The sequence below is a fragment of the Ralstonia mannitolilytica genome (assembly GCF_000954135.1).
Lineage (GTDB): Bacteria > Pseudomonadota > Gammaproteobacteria > Burkholderiales > Burkholderiaceae > Ralstonia > Ralstonia mannitolilytica.
In genome coordinates, this window is sequence record NZ_CP010799.1 from 2,254,392 (window position 1) to 2,269,824 (window position 15,433).

Annotated in this window: 16 protein-coding genes; 8 read left to right on the top strand and 8 right to left on the bottom strand. The window is 65.2% G+C overall.

What is annotated here, in order from left to right; genetic code table 11:
• Nucleotides 1-77: 77 nt before the first annotated feature.
• The 8 genes from TK49_RS10735 to TK49_RS10770 form a co-directional block, all read right to left on the bottom strand.
• Nucleotides 78-971 carry a 4-deoxy-4-formamido-L-arabinose-phosphoundecaprenol deformylase gene (locus TK49_RS10735; RefSeq protein WP_045786679.1) on the bottom strand — a complete coding sequence of 298 codons (894 nt, stop codon included), beginning with the start codon at nucleotides 969-971 and terminating at the stop codon, nucleotides 78-80.
• Nucleotides 972-992: 21 nt separating this feature from the next.
• On the bottom strand, nucleotides 993-2,051 hold the full coding sequence (locus TK49_RS10740; RefSeq protein WP_052698604.1) for a bifunctional UDP-4-keto-pentose/UDP-xylose synthase: 1,059 nt from the start codon (nucleotides 2,049-2,051) through the stop codon (nucleotides 993-995).
• 16 nt (nucleotides 2,052-2,067) lie between these two features.
• Nucleotides 2,068-2,997 carry a formyltransferase gene (locus tag TK49_RS10745; RefSeq protein WP_045786680.1) on the bottom strand — a complete coding sequence of 310 codons (930 nt, stop codon included), beginning with the start codon at nucleotides 2,995-2,997 and terminating at the stop codon, nucleotides 2,068-2,070.
• Entirely contained in the window at nucleotides 2,994-3,992 is a 999-nt protein-coding gene (locus TK49_RS10750; RefSeq protein ID WP_045786681.1) for a glycosyltransferase, read from the bottom strand. The genes TK49_RS10745 and TK49_RS10750 overlap by 4 nt, the downstream gene beginning before the upstream one ends.
• Before the next feature lie 7 nt (nucleotides 3,993-3,999).
• Complete coding sequence (locus TK49_RS10755; protein WP_045786682.1) at nucleotides 4,000-5,157, bottom strand: DegT/DnrJ/EryC1/StrS family aminotransferase; 1,158 nt, start codon at nucleotides 5,155-5,157, stop codon at nucleotides 4,000-4,002.
• A gap of 29 nt (nucleotides 5,158-5,186) precedes the next feature.
• Nucleotides 5,187-5,558 (bottom strand): SMR family transporter, encoded by a 372-nt coding sequence (locus TK49_RS10760; RefSeq protein ID WP_045786683.1) that lies wholly within the window; start codon nucleotides 5,556-5,558, stop codon nucleotides 5,187-5,189.
• A gap of 112 nt (nucleotides 5,559-5,670) precedes the next feature.
• Nucleotides 5,671-7,341, bottom strand: a complete 1,671-nt coding sequence (locus TK49_RS10765; RefSeq protein ID WP_045786684.1) for a glycosyltransferase family 39 protein — start codon at nucleotides 7,339-7,341, stop codon at nucleotides 5,671-5,673.
• Between the two features lie 4 nt (nucleotides 7,342-7,345).
• A complete protein-coding gene (locus TK49_RS10770) occupies nucleotides 7,346-7,726 on the bottom strand; it encodes an Mth938-like domain-containing protein (protein WP_045786685.1) in 381 nt (126 codons plus the stop codon).
• 290 nt (nucleotides 7,727-8,016) lie between these two features.
• On the opposite strand from TK49_RS10770, the gene TK49_RS10775 reads away from it, so the two are divergent.
• From TK49_RS10775 to crcB, 8 genes are all read left to right on the top strand, one after another.
• A complete protein-coding gene (locus TK49_RS10775) occupies nucleotides 8,017-9,258 on the top strand; it encodes a pyridoxal phosphate-dependent aminotransferase (RefSeq protein WP_045787846.1) in 1,242 nt (413 codons plus the stop codon).
• Nucleotides 9,259-9,351: 93 nt separating this feature from the next.
• Nucleotides 9,352-10,671 carry a homoserine dehydrogenase gene (locus tag TK49_RS10780; protein WP_045786686.1) on the top strand — a complete coding sequence of 440 codons (1,320 nt, stop codon included), beginning with the start codon at nucleotides 9,352-9,354 and terminating at the stop codon, nucleotides 10,669-10,671.
• 19 nt (nucleotides 10,672-10,690) lie between these two features.
• The gene (gene thrC / locus TK49_RS10785; protein WP_045787847.1) at nucleotides 10,691-12,136 is read left to right on the top strand and encodes a threonine synthase; all 1,446 of its coding nucleotides are present in this window, start codon (nucleotides 10,691-10,693) and stop codon (nucleotides 12,134-12,136) included.
• Nucleotides 12,137-12,140: 4 nt separating this feature from the next.
• Nucleotides 12,141-12,758, top strand: a complete 618-nt coding sequence (locus TK49_RS10790) for a uracil-DNA glycosylase family protein (RefSeq protein ID WP_394372272.1) — start codon at nucleotides 12,141-12,143, stop codon at nucleotides 12,756-12,758.
• A 78-nt stretch (nucleotides 12,759-12,836) separates the two neighbouring features.
• Entirely contained in the window at nucleotides 12,837-14,096 is a 1,260-nt protein-coding gene (locus TK49_RS10795) for a molybdopterin molybdotransferase MoeA (protein WP_045786688.1), read from the top strand.
• 20 nt (nucleotides 14,097-14,116) lie between these two features.
• Nucleotides 14,117-14,374: a molybdopterin converting factor subunit 1 gene (moaD, locus tag TK49_RS10800; RefSeq protein WP_045787848.1), complete on the top strand. Its 258-nt coding sequence runs from the start codon at nucleotides 14,117-14,119 to the stop codon at nucleotides 14,372-14,374.
• A gap of 13 nt (nucleotides 14,375-14,387) precedes the next feature.
• Nucleotides 14,388-14,897, top strand: a complete 510-nt coding sequence (gene moaE, locus TK49_RS10805) for a molybdopterin synthase catalytic subunit MoaE (protein WP_045786689.1) — start codon at nucleotides 14,388-14,390, stop codon at nucleotides 14,895-14,897.
• A 14-nt stretch (nucleotides 14,898-14,911) separates the two neighbouring features.
• The gene (crcB, locus tag TK49_RS10810; RefSeq protein WP_045786690.1) at nucleotides 14,912-15,292 is read left to right on the top strand and encodes a fluoride efflux transporter CrcB; all 381 of its coding nucleotides are present in this window, start codon (nucleotides 14,912-14,914) and stop codon (nucleotides 15,290-15,292) included.
• The last annotated feature ends 141 nt before the right edge of the window (nucleotides 15,293-15,433 follow it).

A 15,433-nucleotide genomic window follows, 5' to 3' on the forward strand; every position in this document is an offset into this window, starting at 1 on the left:
CGCGGAAAAAAGACTGCTGGCGCACGGACGGGCGCGTCTACAACTCCGTAGGCTGCCGTGCTTGCGGCAGCGCGGGCTCACGTCGGCTGGACGATCAGGCTGCCACTGCGGCCGGCAACCTCGCCCCACGTGACGGGCTGCACGGGCAGGGTATTGCGATCCAGCGTCGCATAGTAGTCGCCCATCGAAGCCAGCCTGTGACCCTGCGCGCGCCAGCCGCGCAGCAACTCGCGGAAGATCGGGGCGAGTTTCTGTCCTTCAAGCTCGGCGTGCAAGGTAAAGACCTGGTCGTGATCGGATTCGGTCATGTTCAGGATGTGCCGCGCGACGGTGTCCGTCGTCAGGCCGTCCACGCCGATCAGCTCATCCAGTGTGGGCAGCGTGGTTGGCAGCTGCACGTGGTTCAGCGGTTGACCGCCGACGCTCGGGATGTACGGATGCGTGCCGCGGCCGTCGGAGGCGTAAGCCATGCCCCAGGCGTCGATCTGGCGGAAGGCATGGTTGTTCATCTGCCAGCCGGCAGCGCCGTGCGTGACGGGCGGCTTGCCGAAGATCTGCACGAAGCGTGCGTGTGCGGCGCGCATTTGGTTGGCCGTCCACGCGGCGTCGCGCTGGCGGACGTTGTCTTGCCAGCGCACGTGGTCCCACGTGTGGATGCCGGCCTCGAAGCCTGCCTCGGCAATGGCGCGCATTTCGGCGGCAGCCTTGCGGCCGATGTCAGGACCGGGCAGCAGCACGCCGTACATCAGCGTGCGCAGGCCGTAGTGCTCCACCACGGAGGTACGCGAAACCTTCTTGAGGAAGCCTGGGCGGAACGCCCGGCGCAGCGCCCAGCCGGTGTGATCGGGGCCAAGGCTGAAGAGGAAGGTCGCGCCCGCCTCGTGCTCACGCAGCATGCGCGCGAGATTGGGCACGCCTTCGCGGGTGCCGCGCAGGGTGTCGACGTCGATCTTGAGGACGATGAGAGCCATTGAACCTGCGCGGGTATTGCCTTACTTGTTGCCGTTGCCTTCTTCGACCAGGCTGCGTGCTTCGGCCACGTGCGTGCGATAGGCTTCGAAGATCTTCGCCAGCGCGTCCTTCATCACGGTCGTCGGCTTCCAGCCGAGGTCTTCCATGGTGTTGGCGATCTTCGGCACGCGGTTCTGCACGTCCTGGTAGCCGTTGCCGTAGTAGGCGCCGGACGTCGTTTCCACCAGCTGGACCTGCTTGGCGCTGTCTTTGTACTCGTCGATGTTGGCGGCCAGCTCGAGCATCATGTTGGCCAGCTCGCGAACCGAGTAGTTGTTCGACGGGTTGCCGATGTTGTAGATCTTGCCCGAGGCCACGCCGTCCTTGTTGGCGATGATGCGCACCAGCGCGTCGATGCCGTCGTCGATATACGTGAAGGCGCGCTTCTGGCTGCCGCCGTCGACAAGCTTGATGTTCTCGCCGCGCACGATGTGGCCGAGGAATTGCGTCACCACGCGCGACGAACCTTCCTTCGGGGTGTAGATCGAGTCGAGGCCGGGGCCGATCCAGTTGAACGGACGGAACAGCGTGAAGTTCAGCCCTTCCATGCCGTAACCCCAGATCACGCGGTCCATCAGCTGCTTGGAGCAGGCGTAGATCCAGCGCGGCTTGTTGATGGGGCCGTAGATCAGCGGCGAGGCTTCCGGATCGAATTCCGAATCGCTGCACATGCCGTAGACCTCGGAGGTCGACGGGAAGACGAGGTGCTTGCCGTACTTGGCAGCCGAGCGAACGATCGGCAGGTTGGCTTCGAAGTCCAGCTCGAACACGCGCAGCGGGTCTTTCACGTACGTCGACGGCGTGGCGATGGCCACGAGCGGCAGGATCACGTCGCACTTCTTCACGTGATACTCGACCCACTCCTTGTTGATGGTGATGTCGCCCTCGAAGAAATGCATGCGCGGGTGGTTGACCAGGTCGCCCAGACGCTCGGTCTGCATGTCCATGCCGTAGACCTCCCAGTCGGTGGTCTCCAGGATGCGCTTGGACAGGTGGTGGCCGATGAAGCCGTTGACGCCGAGGATCAGTACTTTTTTCATGAAGGCAAACTCAAGATCAGGAGAGGGCAAGCTGGCTGGCGAGCTGCTGCGCAGTCACGGCGCACGATCCGCCGGCAGCCTGGGTGTCCACGCGCCAGAGCTCGTGGATGGCGATGGCTGCTCCATCGCCGCACACGCCAAACATCGCATTATCCACGACGTGCAAGCCCGGCGGCAAATTCGTAAAGATTTGATGTGCCAGACGGGCGCGCGCGACGACGTAGCGCTCGCCGCCGACGTCCGTGAATGCACCAGGATAGGGCGGCGCGACGGCCCGGATGAGGTTGTAGACCTGCTGCGCCGGCCTGGACCAGTCGATGCGGCCGTCTTCGGGCTTGCGGCCGCCGAAATAGCTGCCCTCGGCCAGCACGTTCGGGTGCTTGGGAATCTGCCCGGCAATCATGGCGGGCAGGGCGCGCCAGAGCGTCTGCTCGGCGGCAACGGTGGCTTTTTCGAAGACTTCGTGCGCGGTGTCGTCCGGCAGGATCGGCACGACGGTCTGGTCGACGATGTAACCGGCATCGGGCTTTTCGACCATCTCGTGCAGGGTCGCGCCGGTCTCGGTTTCACCGTGGAGCACCGCCCAGTTGATCGGCACGCGGCCGCGGTACTTGGGCAGCAGCGAACCGTGCATGTTGAACGCGCCAAGTTTGGCCAGGCTCAACAGGCGCATCGGGATCATGTGCCGGTAGTAGAACGAGAAGATGAAATCCGGCGCGATGTCTGCGATGCGCGCGTGCAGGTCTTCACCGTGGGCGTCGTCCGGCGTGACGAACGGGATGCCGAGCTCTTGCGCCGTGGCGCGCACACTGCCGAACCAGATGTTCTCCGCCGCGTTGTCTTCGTGCGTGACGACGAGCTCGACCCGGATGCCGCGCGCTGCCAGGACGCGCAGGCAGCGCACGCCGACGTTGTGATACGCAAAGACGACGGCACGCCGGGTCATGCCACACCTCGCTGTGGGCCGCCGCCCTTCAGGTCCGCCGCGCTGGCTTCGTGCAGGTGCGGCGTGTCTTCCAGCACACCCTGCACAAGGTAGCGCGGACGCTCGCGCACCTGCTGATAGATGCGGCCGATGTACTCGCCCAGCAGGCCGATGCCGAACAGCAGCACGCCGATCAGGAAGAACGTGATGGCGAACAGGGTGAACACACCCTGGACTTCCGCGCCAAGGACGAAGCGCCGTACCACCAGCAGGATGAACAGGATGGCCGAGGCCAGCGACAGCAGCATGCCGATCGCCGAAAACCACTGCAGCGGCACCACAGAGAAACCCGTCACCAGGTCGAAGTTCAGGCGTACGAGCTTGTAGAGCGAATACTTCGATTCACCCGCGAACCGCTCCTCGTGATCGACTTCGATTTCCGTCGGGTTCTTGCTGAACGTGTAGGCCAGTGCCGGAATGAACGTGTTGACTTCGCGACAGCGGTTGATGGTGTCGACGATGGTGCGGCTGTACGCGCGCAGCATGCAGCCCTGGTCGGTCATCTTGATGTGCGTGATGCGCTCGCGCAGCGAGTTCATGGCACGCGACGCGGTACGACGGAACCAGCTGTCCTGGCGGTTGCGGCGGATGGTGCCGACGTAGTCGTAGCCTTCGTCGAGCTTCTCGACCAGGCGGCCGATTTCTTCAGGCGGATTCTGGAGGTCGGCGTCGAGCGTGATGACGCGTTCGCCGCGCGCATGTTCGAAGCCGGCCAGGATGGCCATGTGCTGGCCATAGTTGCCATTGAACAGGACGACGCGCGTCGTGTCGGGGCGCGCACGGAATTGCTCGGCCAGCATGGCGGCGGAGCGGTCGCGGCTGCCGTCGTTGACAAACACCACCTCATACGAGATGCCGAGTGCGTCGAGCGCGGGGTACAGGCGCGCAAACAGCGCGGCAAGCCCGTCTTCTTCGTTGTAGACAGGAATGACAACCGAGAGAGCAGGTGTCTTCATTATTGGATTATTGGTACTGGGCGCAAAGTTGGCGGACCGCGTTGACGACGCGGTCCACGTCGGAATCTTCCATGCCGGCAAACATCGGCAGCGTAACGATGGCGCGGCCGATGCGTTCGGCCACCGGGAACATGCCCGGCTTCCAGCCGAGTTCGCGGTAGAGCTTGAACAGGTGGATCGGCGGATAGTGCACGCCCGCGCCGATGCCCAGCGCCTTCAGGCCGGCCATGAACCCGGCGCGATCGACCTTCAGGCGATCGAGCGGGAGCACGATCTGGAACATGTGCCAGTTGGTGTTCGTAAAATTCTCGACCGGCAGTTCGACACCGAACGATTCGATGTCGGCGGCGCGCATGGCGGCAAAGTAACGGCGGGCGAGCGCGGCGCGGCGCGCGGTGACGTTTTCGAGTTGCGCAAACTGGCCCAGCCCGATGGCGGCGTTCACGTCGGTCAGGTTGAACTTGCCGCCCACCAGGTCGACTTCCATGCCGTCGAAGCCAGTGCGCACGACGCCCTGCAGGCGGTACTTTTCGGCCAGCACCGCTTCTTCGGGCGTGTTCAGGACGAGCGCACCACCCTCGATGGTCGTGATGTTCTTGTTGGCCTGGAAGCTGAAGCTGACGAGATCGCCGATCTCGCCGATGCGCTTGTCGCCCCAGCGCGAGCCGATGGCCTGCGCGGCGTCTTCCACCACGCGCAGCTTGTGGCGGCGGGCGATGTCGTACAGGCGGTCCATGTCGACGGGCAGGCCGGACAGGTACACCGGGATGATCGCCTTCGTGCGCGGCGTGATGGCGGCTTCGACCTTGCTCAGGTCGATGTTGCGCGTGACGGGGTCCACGTCGACGAAGACCGGCTTGGCGCCGACCGTCAGCACCACGTTCGACGTGGCGACCCACGAGATCGGCGTGGTGATGACTTCATCCCCGGGGCCGATACCTGCGATGCGCAGCGCGACTTCCATCGTGGCCGTGCCATTGGCGAACGTCCGCACGATGCGGCCGCCGAAGTACTCCGACAGTGCGGCTTCAAAGGCGGCAACCTTGGGGCCCGAGGTGATCCATCCCGAACGCAGCACCTCGGCGACGGCGGCGATGGTCGCCTCGTCGATGGTCGGACGCACGAAGGGCAGGAAAGGCAGTTCGGTGGCGTTGGTTTGCGTCATGGCAGCAGAGAAGGTTGGGCGCGCGCCGCTCATGAGCGAGCCAGCACGAAAACGCCGACAAGGATGATGGCGATGCCGATCAGGCGCTGCACCGACAGCACTTCGCCAAACAGATACCACGCCAGGAAGGCATTGACCACGTAGCCCAGCGAGAGCATCGGATACGCAATGGTCACATCCACGCGCGAGAGCCCGAGGATCCACACCACCACGGAGATCACGTAGCACGACAGCCCGCCGATGATGGGCCACTGCGTTGCAAGCTTGATGCCGATCGGCACGATGTTGTCGGCCGAAAACGCAAAGCGGCCGATATTGTTGACGCCCGCCTTGAGCAAGAGCTGAGCGCAGGCATTGAGCATGACACCTGTCAGGATCAGCCCGAATGTGACCAGATTCATAGGTTGTTTTGTAGTGTTCCGACTGCGGTGGCTTCCCCGAGACCCCACCGCCGGGCCGCATGTTACGACAATTCCGCTTGCGCGCTTCTTTCGCCGCGTCGCTTTGGTCCCGCTACTGGCGCCGAACGATCACGCGGCGGGCATCGCGGGCCACCGGCACCATCGGGACGCCCTGGGCTGCCAGGCGGTCATACGTGCCCGGGCCCATCATCGCGATGGCCTGGCCGCCCTCCTTCCAGCGGGCCACGAAGGCCTCCGTGGTCGGAATCCACTTGGCCGGCTCCTGCTGCACGCCGAAGGCCAGTTCGTCAGGCTCCTGCACCATGATGGTCGGCCGGCCGAGGTAGAACGGCATTGTATGGTCCAGGCGCTCTACCGCATAGAACGGCACATCCGGCTTGAGCCACGGTCTGACGGCCGGTACGAGGTCGATACCCGACATCGAGCGCCCGAACGCTTCATGGCCGAGGGTGGCCGCCGTGAATGTCAGGAACCACGCACATGCAAAGGCGGCGAGGCTCTCAAAGCGCCCGTTCGCCCGGCGCAACGCGATCCACGTGAACGCAGCGCCCGCCCCGAACGCCACGGCCAGGAACACCGCGAACCGCGCGAACACCGCATTCGGATACATCGCCGACGACATCGTCGCCACGTAGCCGCTGGCGGCGAGCCCGACCAGCGCCAAGGCCAGGAAAGCGCGGAGCTGCCAGCGCCAGGCACGCTCGCTGGCGTGTTCGAGCACCAGGGCAGCCAGCATCGCCAACGCCGGGATGATCGGGAAGATGTAGCCCGGCAGCTTCGAATCGGAAATGCTGAAGAACACGAAGATCAGGATCGCCCACAGGCCAAGCACGAGCGTCGGGCGGAAGCCGTTGGCCGCGGTCTCGGTGCGCGCGAAGGTCAGCCTGGCGGCGCCGGGCAACTGCGCAAGCCATGGCAGGAAGCCGGCCAGCAGCAGCGGCACGAAATACCAGACCGGCGCATTGCGGTTGTGCACAGTCGAGGTGAAGCGCTGGAAGTGCTCGTGCACGAAGAAAAACCACGCGAACTCCGGGTTGCGAGCGGAGATCAGCACAAACCAGGGCGCTGCCACGGCACAGAACACGACGAGGCCGCTCACCAGATGCAGGCGTTTCCACAGCGCCCAGTCCCGCGCGACCAGCGTATAGACGACAAGCACGAAGCCGGGCAGCACCACGCCGATAAGCCCCTTGCTCAGCACCGCCAGCGCCATGGACGCCCAGCACGCCCACATCCATCCGCGCTGCTGGGCACGGCTTGCGTCCGGGTGCTGGGCCAGGAGGAGCGCCGCCAGCGCCATCGTCATGCAGCCGGCCACGCCCATGTCGAGCGAGTTGAAATGCGCGCCCACATTCCACATCGGCGCGCTGACGAGCACCAGGCCGCTGACGACCGCCACACGTTTGCCCCACCAGCGTGCCGCCGCCAGCATGGTGAAGACGATGCCGACGATGCCCGAGAGCGCCGTGAACAGCCGCGCCTGCCAGTCGCCAACGCCGAACAGCGTGTAGGCCAGCGCGGTGCCCCACATCTGCAGGGGCGGTTTCTCGAAGTACTTGAGGCCGTTGTAGCGGATCGTCACCCAGTCGCGGGAGGTGAACATCTCGCGGGCGATTTCGGCGTAGCGGCCTTCGTCGGTGGGGATCAGGTGGCGGTAGCCCAGCGTGCCGAGCCAGATGGCCAACAGTGCCGTGGCGAGCAGCCACAGGGAAGCGTTGCGCCAGGGCAGGGCCGGCGCGTTGGTCGAGCGGTCGATCGGCATGCGCTCAGGCGGTTTCGATGAGCAGCGCCGCGGCCACCTTGCGGCCTTCCAGCATCAGGATGTTGTAGGTGCGGCCGGCGGCCTGCATGTCCATCGCTTCCACGCCGATACGCTTCTCGGTCAGCGGCGCAGTGAGTCGCGGGTGGGGAAAGCGCAGCCGGCTTCCCGTGCCGAAGACCACTACCTCCGCGCCGAGTTCGAGCAAGCGGGCGAAGTGTTCGGGCGTCAGGTCTTCAAAGCGCGCGACGTCCCACGGCACGATGGCGCCTTCGGGCATCACCAGCACGGAGTGCGTGTAACGCACCTTGTTGATTTCGATATAGCCGTCGCCATACGCGGTGACGGTATTGAGAATGGCGGACGGGTCGGACGAATGGAGCTTCAAGGCGGGAATCCCATCAGGCGCGATGGCTGCGGCGCACGCGGCGACACGGTGGCAAGGGCGCGGTTTCGGACTGTCCGGCGGATCTCGCTGCGTTGCAAAAATGCCCGCCGAAGTCTGTCATAATGGGCTAAATTATATCTTTTTCTCTCCTTTGCCCGCCGCGCCACAAGCGACGCCCGGCAAGGAAGAGCGCAGCGCTTTCTCCTGCCAGGCGGTGTCACCGTCGCCGCTTTGCTGCACCGATCCGTCGCAATCCAAGCCCGCTCGACGTCGTTTATCGTCCCTTGCCCGTGAAAACGATCCAAAAATCCGCCAAGCTCAACAACGTCTGCTATGACATTCGCGGCCCCGTGCTCGAAAAGGCCAAGCAGATGGAGGAAGAGGGCCACAAGATCATCAAGCTGAACATCGGCAACCTTGCCCCGTTCGGCTTCGATGCTCCGGAAGAAATCCAGCAGGACATGATCCGCAACCTGCCGAATTCGGCAGGCTATTCGGATTCGAAGGGCATCTTCGCGGCGCGCAAGGCGGTGATGCACTACACGCAGGAGCAGGGCATCAAGAATGTCACGCTGGATGACATCTATCTCGGCAACGGTGCGTCCGAGCTGATCTCGCTGGCGACCAACGCGCTGCTCGACGAGGGCGACGAGCTGCTGCTGCCGGCTCCCGATTATCCGCTGTGGACCGCCGTGACGAGCCTCTCGGGCGGCACGCCGGTGCACTACTACTGCGACGAATCCAATGGCTGGATGCCCGATCTGGACGACATCCGCGCCAAGATCACGCCCAACACCAAGGGCATCGTCGTCATCAACCCCAACAACCCGACCGGCGCACTGTATTCGGACGAACTCCTGCGCGGCATCGTCGCCATCGCGCGCGAGCACGGCCTTGTGCTCTTCGCCGACGAGGTGTACGACAAGGTCCTGTTTGACGACAACAAGCACACTGCCATCGGGTCGCTGTCGGAAGACGTGCTGACTGTCACGTTCAACAGCCTGTCGAAAAGCTACCGCTCGTGCGGCTACCGCGCGGGCTGGATGGTCGTCTCGGGTGACAAGCGCCCGGCCAAGGACTACATCGAAGGCCTGAACATGCTGTCGTCGATGCGCCTGTGCGCCAATGTGCCGGGCCAGTGGGCCATCCAGACGGCGCTGGGCGGCTACCAGAGCATCAAAGACCTGGTGGCACCGGGCGGCCGCATGCGCCGTCAGCGCGACCTGGCGCACGAGCTGATCACGGCCATTCCCGGCGTGACGTGCGTGAAGCCCAAAGCGGCGCTGTACATGTTCCCGCGCCTCGATCCGGCCGTGTACCCGATCGAGGACGACCAGACCTTCATCCGCCAGTTGCTGGAAGAAGAGCGCGTGCTGCTGGTGCAGGGCACCGGCTTCAACTGGCACTCGCCGGACCACTTCCGCATCGTCTTCCTGCCGCACGAAGACGATCTGCGTGAAGCGATCGGCCGAATTGCGCGCTTCCTGGAGCGGTACCGTCAGCGTCACGGTACTGGCATCCGGGCAGCCTAGACTCGGTCATCCGCCAGATCAGTTGTTGTTGCGGGGCAGACCGAAGTGTCTGCCCTGTCTGTTTTTTGCCCTTCCGTTTCAACGATACGTCTCATGAATCCCATCAAGATCGGCCTGCTCGGGCTCGGTACCGTCGGTGGCGGTACCCTCAAGGTTCTGCAACGGAACCAGGAAGAAATCCGCCGTCGTGCGGGGCGCGGCATTGAAGTCGCCATGATTGCGGTGCGCAATCTCGAGCGCGCGCGCGCCATCGTGCAGGAAGCCGGCGCGACCGTGCCGGTGGTGAACGACCCGTTTGCCGTCGTGGATTCGCCCGAGATCGACATCGTCGTGGAACTGATCGGCGGCTATGACCTGACGCGCGACCTCGTGCTGCGTGCCATCGCCAACGGCAAGCACGTCGTCACCGCCAACAAGGCGCTACTGGCCGTGCACGGCAACGAGATCTTCAAGGCCGCGCAGGACAAGGGCGTGATGGTGGCATTCGAAGCCGCCGTGGCCGGTGGCATCCCCATCATCAAGGCACTGCGCGAAGGCCTGACGGCCAACCGCATCGAGTGGATCGCCGGCATCATCAACGGCACCACGAACTTCATCCTGTCCGAGATGCGCGACAAGGGCCTGGACTTCGACACCGTGTTGAAGGAAGCCCAGCGCCTGGGCTATGCCGAAGCCGATCCGACCTTCGACATCGAGGGCTTTGACGCCGCGCACAAGCTCACGCTCATGAGCGCGATCGCGTTTGGCGTGCCGGTGCAGTTCGAGCGCGCGTACGTGGAGGGCATCACCAAGCTGGAAGCCGTCGACATCCGCTATGCCGAAGAACTCGGCTACCGCATCAAGCTGCTGGGCATCACGCGCCGGGTCGACGCGGGCATCGAGCTGCGCGTGCACCCGACGCTCGTGCCGGCCAAGCGCCTGATCGCCAACGTGGAAGGCGCGATGAACGCCGTGGTCGTCAACGGCGACGCCGTCGGCCCGACGCTGTACTACGGCAAAGGGGCGGGCGCCGAGCCGACCGCCTCGGCCGTCGTCGCAGACCTGGTGGACGTGACGCGCCTGCACACGGCCGACCCGGAGCACCGCGTGCCGCACCTGGCGTTCCAGCCCGACGCGCTGTCCGACACGCCGGTGTTGCCGATCGACGAGGTGCGCTCGAGCTACTACCTGCGCATGCGCGTGGCCGACCAGACGGGCGTGCTGGCCGACATCACGCAGATTCTCGCCAAGACCGGTATCTCGATCGACGCGATGCTGCAGAAGGAATCGCGCGAAGGCGAGCCGCAGACCGACATCATCATGCTGACGCACACGGCCGTCGAGAAGCACGTCAACGGTGCCATCGCCGCCATCGAGGCGCTGCCGACCGTGCTGTCGAAGGTCACGCGCATCCGCATGGAAGAACTGAACTGAGCACGCGTAAGAGATGAGCATGCAATACCGATCGACCCGCGGCCACGCAGAGCCGCAGAGCTTCTCCCGCATCCTGCTCGGCGGCCTCGCGCCGGACGGCGGCCTGTACCTGCCCGAGCAATACCCGCAGGTCAGCGTTGACGAACTGACCCGCTGGCGCGACCTGCCGTACGCGGACCTCGCGTTCGAGATCCTGCGCAAGTTCGCCACCGACATCCCCGAGGATGACCTGCGTGCGCTGACTCGCCGCACCTACACGCCCGAGGTCTACTGCAACGCACGCGCCGGCGACAACACCGCCGACATCACGCCGCTGCACAAGCTTGGCGACGAGGGCGGCACCTCGCTGTCGCTGCTGTGCCTGTCCAACGGCCCGACGCTGGCCTTCAAGGACATGGCAATGCAGTTGTTGGGCAACCTGTTCGAATACGCGCTCGACCGTGAGCACGCCGAACTGAACATCCTCGGCGCCACCTCCGGCGACACCGGCAGCGCGGCCGAATACGCCATGCGCGGCAAGCGCGGCGTGCGCGTGTTCATGCTGAGCCCGCACCGCAAGATGAGCGCGTTCCAGACCGCGCAGATGTTCAGCCTGCAGGACGCGAACATCTTCAACATCGCCATCGAAGGCGTGTTCGACGACGCGCAGGACATCGTCAAGGCGGTGTCGAACGATCACGAGTACAAGGCGCGCCAGAAGATCGGCACGGTCAACTCCATCAACTGGGCGCGCGTCGTGGCGCAGGTCGTCTACTACTTCAAAGGTTACCTGCTGGCTGCCCCGTCGATTGGCGAGAAGGTGTCGTTCTGCGTGCCGTCGGGCAACTTCGGTAACGTCTGCGCGGGCCACATCGCGCGCATGATGGGTTTGCCGATCGACAAGCTCGTCGTGGCGACCAACGAGAACGACGTGCTGGACGAGTTCTTCCGCACCGGCACGTACCGCGTGCGCTCGGCCGCCCAGACATACCACACGTCCAGCCCGAGCATGGACATCAGCAAGGCCTCGAACTTCGAGCGCTTCGTGTTCGACCTGCTGGATCGCGATCCGGCACGCCTGGCACAACTCTTCCGCGACGTGGACGAGAAGGGGGGCTTCTCGATGACCGGCAAGCCGGAGTTCGACCGCATCGCCGAGTTCGGCTTTGTCTCGGGCCGTAGCACGCACGAAGATCGCGTCAATACGATCCGCGACGTGTTTGCCCGTTACGGCACGATGATCGACACGCACACCGCAGACGGCGTAAAGGTCGCGCGCGAAAACCTGACGCCAGGCGTGCCGATGGTGGTGCTGGAAACCGCGCTGCCGGCCAAGTTTGGCGACACGATCCGCGAAGCGCTGGACCGCGAGCCGGAGCGCCCGGCCGGCTACGCTGATATCGAATCGCTGCCGCAGCGCTTCGAAGTCATGCCCGCCGATGTGGATCGCGTGAAGGCCTACATCGCGCAACACACGGGTCTTTGACGCGGTGATGGTGGTGCCGGATGGCGCGACCGCGGCAGCGTTCGAACGCTGCCTGCGCGACATCCGCGCGTGCCGCACGTGCAGCGGGGCGCTCGCACACACGCCTCGCCCCGTGGTCGTGGCGGACCGCCGCGCCCGCGTGCTGATCGTCGGGCAGGCGCCCGGGCGCATGGTGCATGAAACGGGCATCCCGTGGAATGACCGCTCCGGCGATCGCCTGCGCCAGTGGCTGCAGATCCCGTACGACGACTTTTACGCCGACAAGCGCATCGCCGTCGTGCCGATGGGCTTCTGCTTTCCCGGCGCCGGCGCGAATGGCGACCTGCCTCCGCGCCGCGAATGCGCGCCGCGCTGGCATCGTCCGCTGCTGACGGCCATGCCCGACGTGAAGCTCGCCCTTCTGGTGGGCGCCTACGCGCAGCGTTATTACCTCGACGTGCCGCGCGACTGGTCGCTCAGCGACGTGGTGCGCAACGGGCCCGTGCACGACGCCCGGCGCCGCGTGCTGTTTCCGCTGCCGCATCCGAGCCCGCGCAATCTCGCCTGGTTCAAACACAACCCGTGGTTTGACGCGCACATCGTGCCCGCGCTGCGGGCCGCGCTGGCCAACGCATTCGCGTGATACGCCTGCGCTGATGCATGGCGCCCGCGTGGAACCGATACAATCGAAATCTCTTCCGATTTCGTGTTCCCGCCTCGCATGTCCGCCAACGATGCTCCCGCCGTCAAACCGTCTCTGCTGACGCTCGATGCGGCACTGTCGCAACTGCTTGCTGCTGCGCGCCCTCTGCATGACATCGAAACCGTGCCGACGCTGCACGCCAATGGCCGCATCCTCGCGCAACCGGTGCACAGCAGCCTGAACGTGCCGCCGGCCGACAACACGTCGATGGACGGCTACGCCGTGCGCACGGCGGACATTGGCGCACCGGGCACGCGGCTGACGGTGGCGCAGCGCATTCCTGCAGGCCACGTCGGCCAGCCGCTGAATGCCGGCGAGGCCGCACGCATCTTTACCGGCGCGCTGATTCCGCCGGGCGCCGATGCGGTGGTCATGCAGGAGCAATGCAAGGCCGACCCGGACACCGGCACCGTCGTCATCGAACATGTGCCGGAGTCGGGCGAGTGGATCCGCCGTGCCGGCGAGGACATTGCCGCGGGTGCGGAGATCCTGCCGCGTGGCACGCGCCTTGGCGCGCAGCAACTGGGGCTGGCGGCGTCTGTGGGCTGCGCCCATCTGCAGGTTGTGCGCCGCCCGCGCGTGGCCGTCTTCTTTACCGGCGACGAGCTCGCCATGCCGGGCGAACCGCTCAAGCCCGGCGCCATCTACAACTCCAACCGCTTCACGCTGCGTGCGCTGCTCGAAAACCTGGGCTGCGAGATCACCGATTTCGGCATCGTGCCCGATACGCTGCAAGCCACGCGCGAGACGTTGCGCGAAGCTGCCGAGGCGCACGACCTGATCATCACGTCGGGCGGCGTGTCCGTCGGCGAGGAAGACCACATCAAGCCCGCCGTGGAAGCCGAAGGGCGCCTGAACCTGTGGCAGATCGCCATCAAGCCGGGCAAGCCGCTCGCCTTTGGCGAGGTGCGTCGGCCGGAAGGCATGGTGGGCGGCCCGACGGCGTTCTTCATTGGCTTGCCGGGCAATCCGGTGTCGAGCTTCGTCACCTTCCTGCTGTTCGTGCGGCCGTTCATCCTGCGCCTGCAGGGCGTGCAGGACGTGGCGCCCAAGCGCATCCCGATGCGCGCCGACTTTGCCTTGCCCAAGGGCGATCGCCGCAACGAGTTCCTGCGCGCACGCATCAATGCCAACGGTGGGCTGGACCTGTTCCCGAACCAGAGCTCGGGCGTGCTGACCTCCACCGTGTGGGGCGATGGCCTGATCGACAACCCGCCCAACCAGCCGATCGCGCAGGGCGATGTCGTCAGCTTCCTGCCGTTCGCGGGTCTGGTGTAAGGAGTGAAAGAGCGATGAGCATGCAGATCGAACTCCGCTTCTTTGCCAGTGTGCGAGAGCAGCTGGGGCTCTCGCAGCAGACGGCCACCGTGCCGGACACCGTGCGCACCGTCGGCGATGTGCGCCGCTGGCTGGCGCAGCGTGGTTCCGTGTGGGGTGAAGCACTGGCCGAGGGCCGCGCGCTGCGCATGGCGGTGGACCACCAGATCGTGTCCGCCGATACGGCCGTGCACGATGGCTGCGAAGTCGCATTCTTTCCGCCAGTCACGGGCGGCTGAGCCGGGGATCGACATGACCGTCCGCGTACAAGAAGCCGACTTCGACCTTGGCGCTGAAATCGCAGCCCTGCGTGCCGGCCGTCCGAGCATCGGCGCGGTGGCGAGCTTCATCGGCACCGTGCGCGACGTCAACGATGGCAGCGGCGTGTCCGAGTTGGAGCTGGAGCACTATCCCGGCATGACCGAGAAGGCGCTCGCCAACATCGTCGATGCGGCAATGCAGCGCTGGGACCTGATCGACGCGCTCGTCATCCACCGCGTCGGCAAGCTCAAGCCCGAAGACCAGATCGTGCTGGTGGCGGTGGCATCGAAGCACCGCGGCGAAGCCTTCGCGGCGTGCGAATTCATCATGGATTACCTCAAGAGCGAGGCGCCGTTCTGGAAGAGGGAGCAGACACCCGAAGGCGCGCGCTGGGTGGACGCCCGCGTGACCGACGACAAGGCGCTCGCCCGCTGGGGCATCACCACGAACAACGCTGCCGGCAGCCCGGACGCCCCCGCGCAGCCGAACGATGACGAATAACAAGGAGCAACCGCATGAGCGGGATGGGGTTTGTGGCCGTCGGGGTGGGGGCTGCGCTGGGGGCGTGGCTGCGCTGGCTGTTTGCCGTGCTGTGGAATGCGATCAATCCGGCGTTGCCGTATGGCACGTTGGCCGCCAATCTGCTCGGCGGCTACCTGATCGGCGTGGCGGTCGGCTTCTTTGATACACATGCCGGGCTGCCGCCGGAATGGCGTTTGCTGGCTGTGACGGGCTTCCTTGGTGGGCTGACGACGTTCTCGACCTTTTCGAGCGAGGTGGTCGCCAATATCCTGGCCGGCGACTACGTGGTTGGCGCGCTGCACGTGGCAGTGCATCTGGGCGGTTCTCTGTTCCTCACACTGCTCGGTCTCTGGACGGTGCGTACGTTCAGTTGATGGCAGGCCGCCCGTTGGGCTTACGGGTTTTTTGTCCTTGCGCATGATACGTACGGTTCACATACTGGTAGCGCCCGCGGCGGCGTAGGACGGGCAGTCCCGGAGGCTGCCGCGGGGTGTCTTGTGTTGTTCCATCCATAA

Excerpts from the sequence above, each read along its gene's own strand:
- moaD (WP_045787848.1), top strand. The coding sequence starts at position 14,117 with ATGCAGATCGAACTCCGCTTCTTTGCCAGTGTGCGAGAGCAGCTGGGG.
- thrC (WP_045787847.1), top strand. The coding sequence starts at position 10,691 with ATGCAATACCGATCGACCCGCGGCCACGCAGAGCCGCAGAGCTTCTCC.
- TK49_RS10755 (WP_045786682.1), bottom strand. The coding sequence starts at position 5,157 with ATGACGCAAACCAACGCCACCGAACTGCCTTTCCTGCCCTTCGTGCGT.
- TK49_RS10745 (WP_045786680.1), bottom strand. The coding sequence starts at position 2,997 with ATGACCCGGCGTGCCGTCGTCTTTGCGTATCACAACGTCGGCGTGCGC.
- TK49_RS10795 (WP_045786688.1), top strand. The coding sequence starts at position 12,837 with ATGTCCGCCAACGATGCTCCCGCCGTCAAACCGTCTCTGCTGACGCTC.
- moaE (WP_045786689.1), top strand. The coding sequence starts at position 14,388 with ATGACCGTCCGCGTACAAGAAGCCGACTTCGACCTTGGCGCTGAAATC.
- crcB (WP_045786690.1), top strand. The coding sequence starts at position 14,912 with ATGAGCGGGATGGGGTTTGTGGCCGTCGGGGTGGGGGCTGCGCTGGGG.
- TK49_RS10750 (WP_045786681.1), bottom strand. The coding sequence starts at position 3,992 with ATGAAGACACCTGCTCTCTCGGTTGTCATTCCTGTCTACAACGAAGAA.
- TK49_RS10740 (WP_052698604.1), bottom strand. The coding sequence starts at position 2,051 with ATGAAAAAAGTACTGATCCTCGGCGTCAACGGCTTCATCGGCCACCAC.
- TK49_RS10765 (WP_045786684.1), bottom strand. The coding sequence starts at position 7,341 with ATGCCGATCGACCGCTCGACCAACGCGCCGGCCCTGCCCTGGCGCAAC.
- TK49_RS10780 (WP_045786686.1), top strand. The coding sequence starts at position 9,352 with ATGAATCCCATCAAGATCGGCCTGCTCGGGCTCGGTACCGTCGGTGGC.
- TK49_RS10735 (WP_045786679.1), bottom strand. The coding sequence starts at position 971 with ATGGCTCTCATCGTCCTCAAGATCGACGTCGACACCCTGCGCGGCACC.
- TK49_RS10760 (WP_045786683.1), bottom strand. The coding sequence starts at position 5,558 with ATGAATCTGGTCACATTCGGGCTGATCCTGACAGGTGTCATGCTCAAT.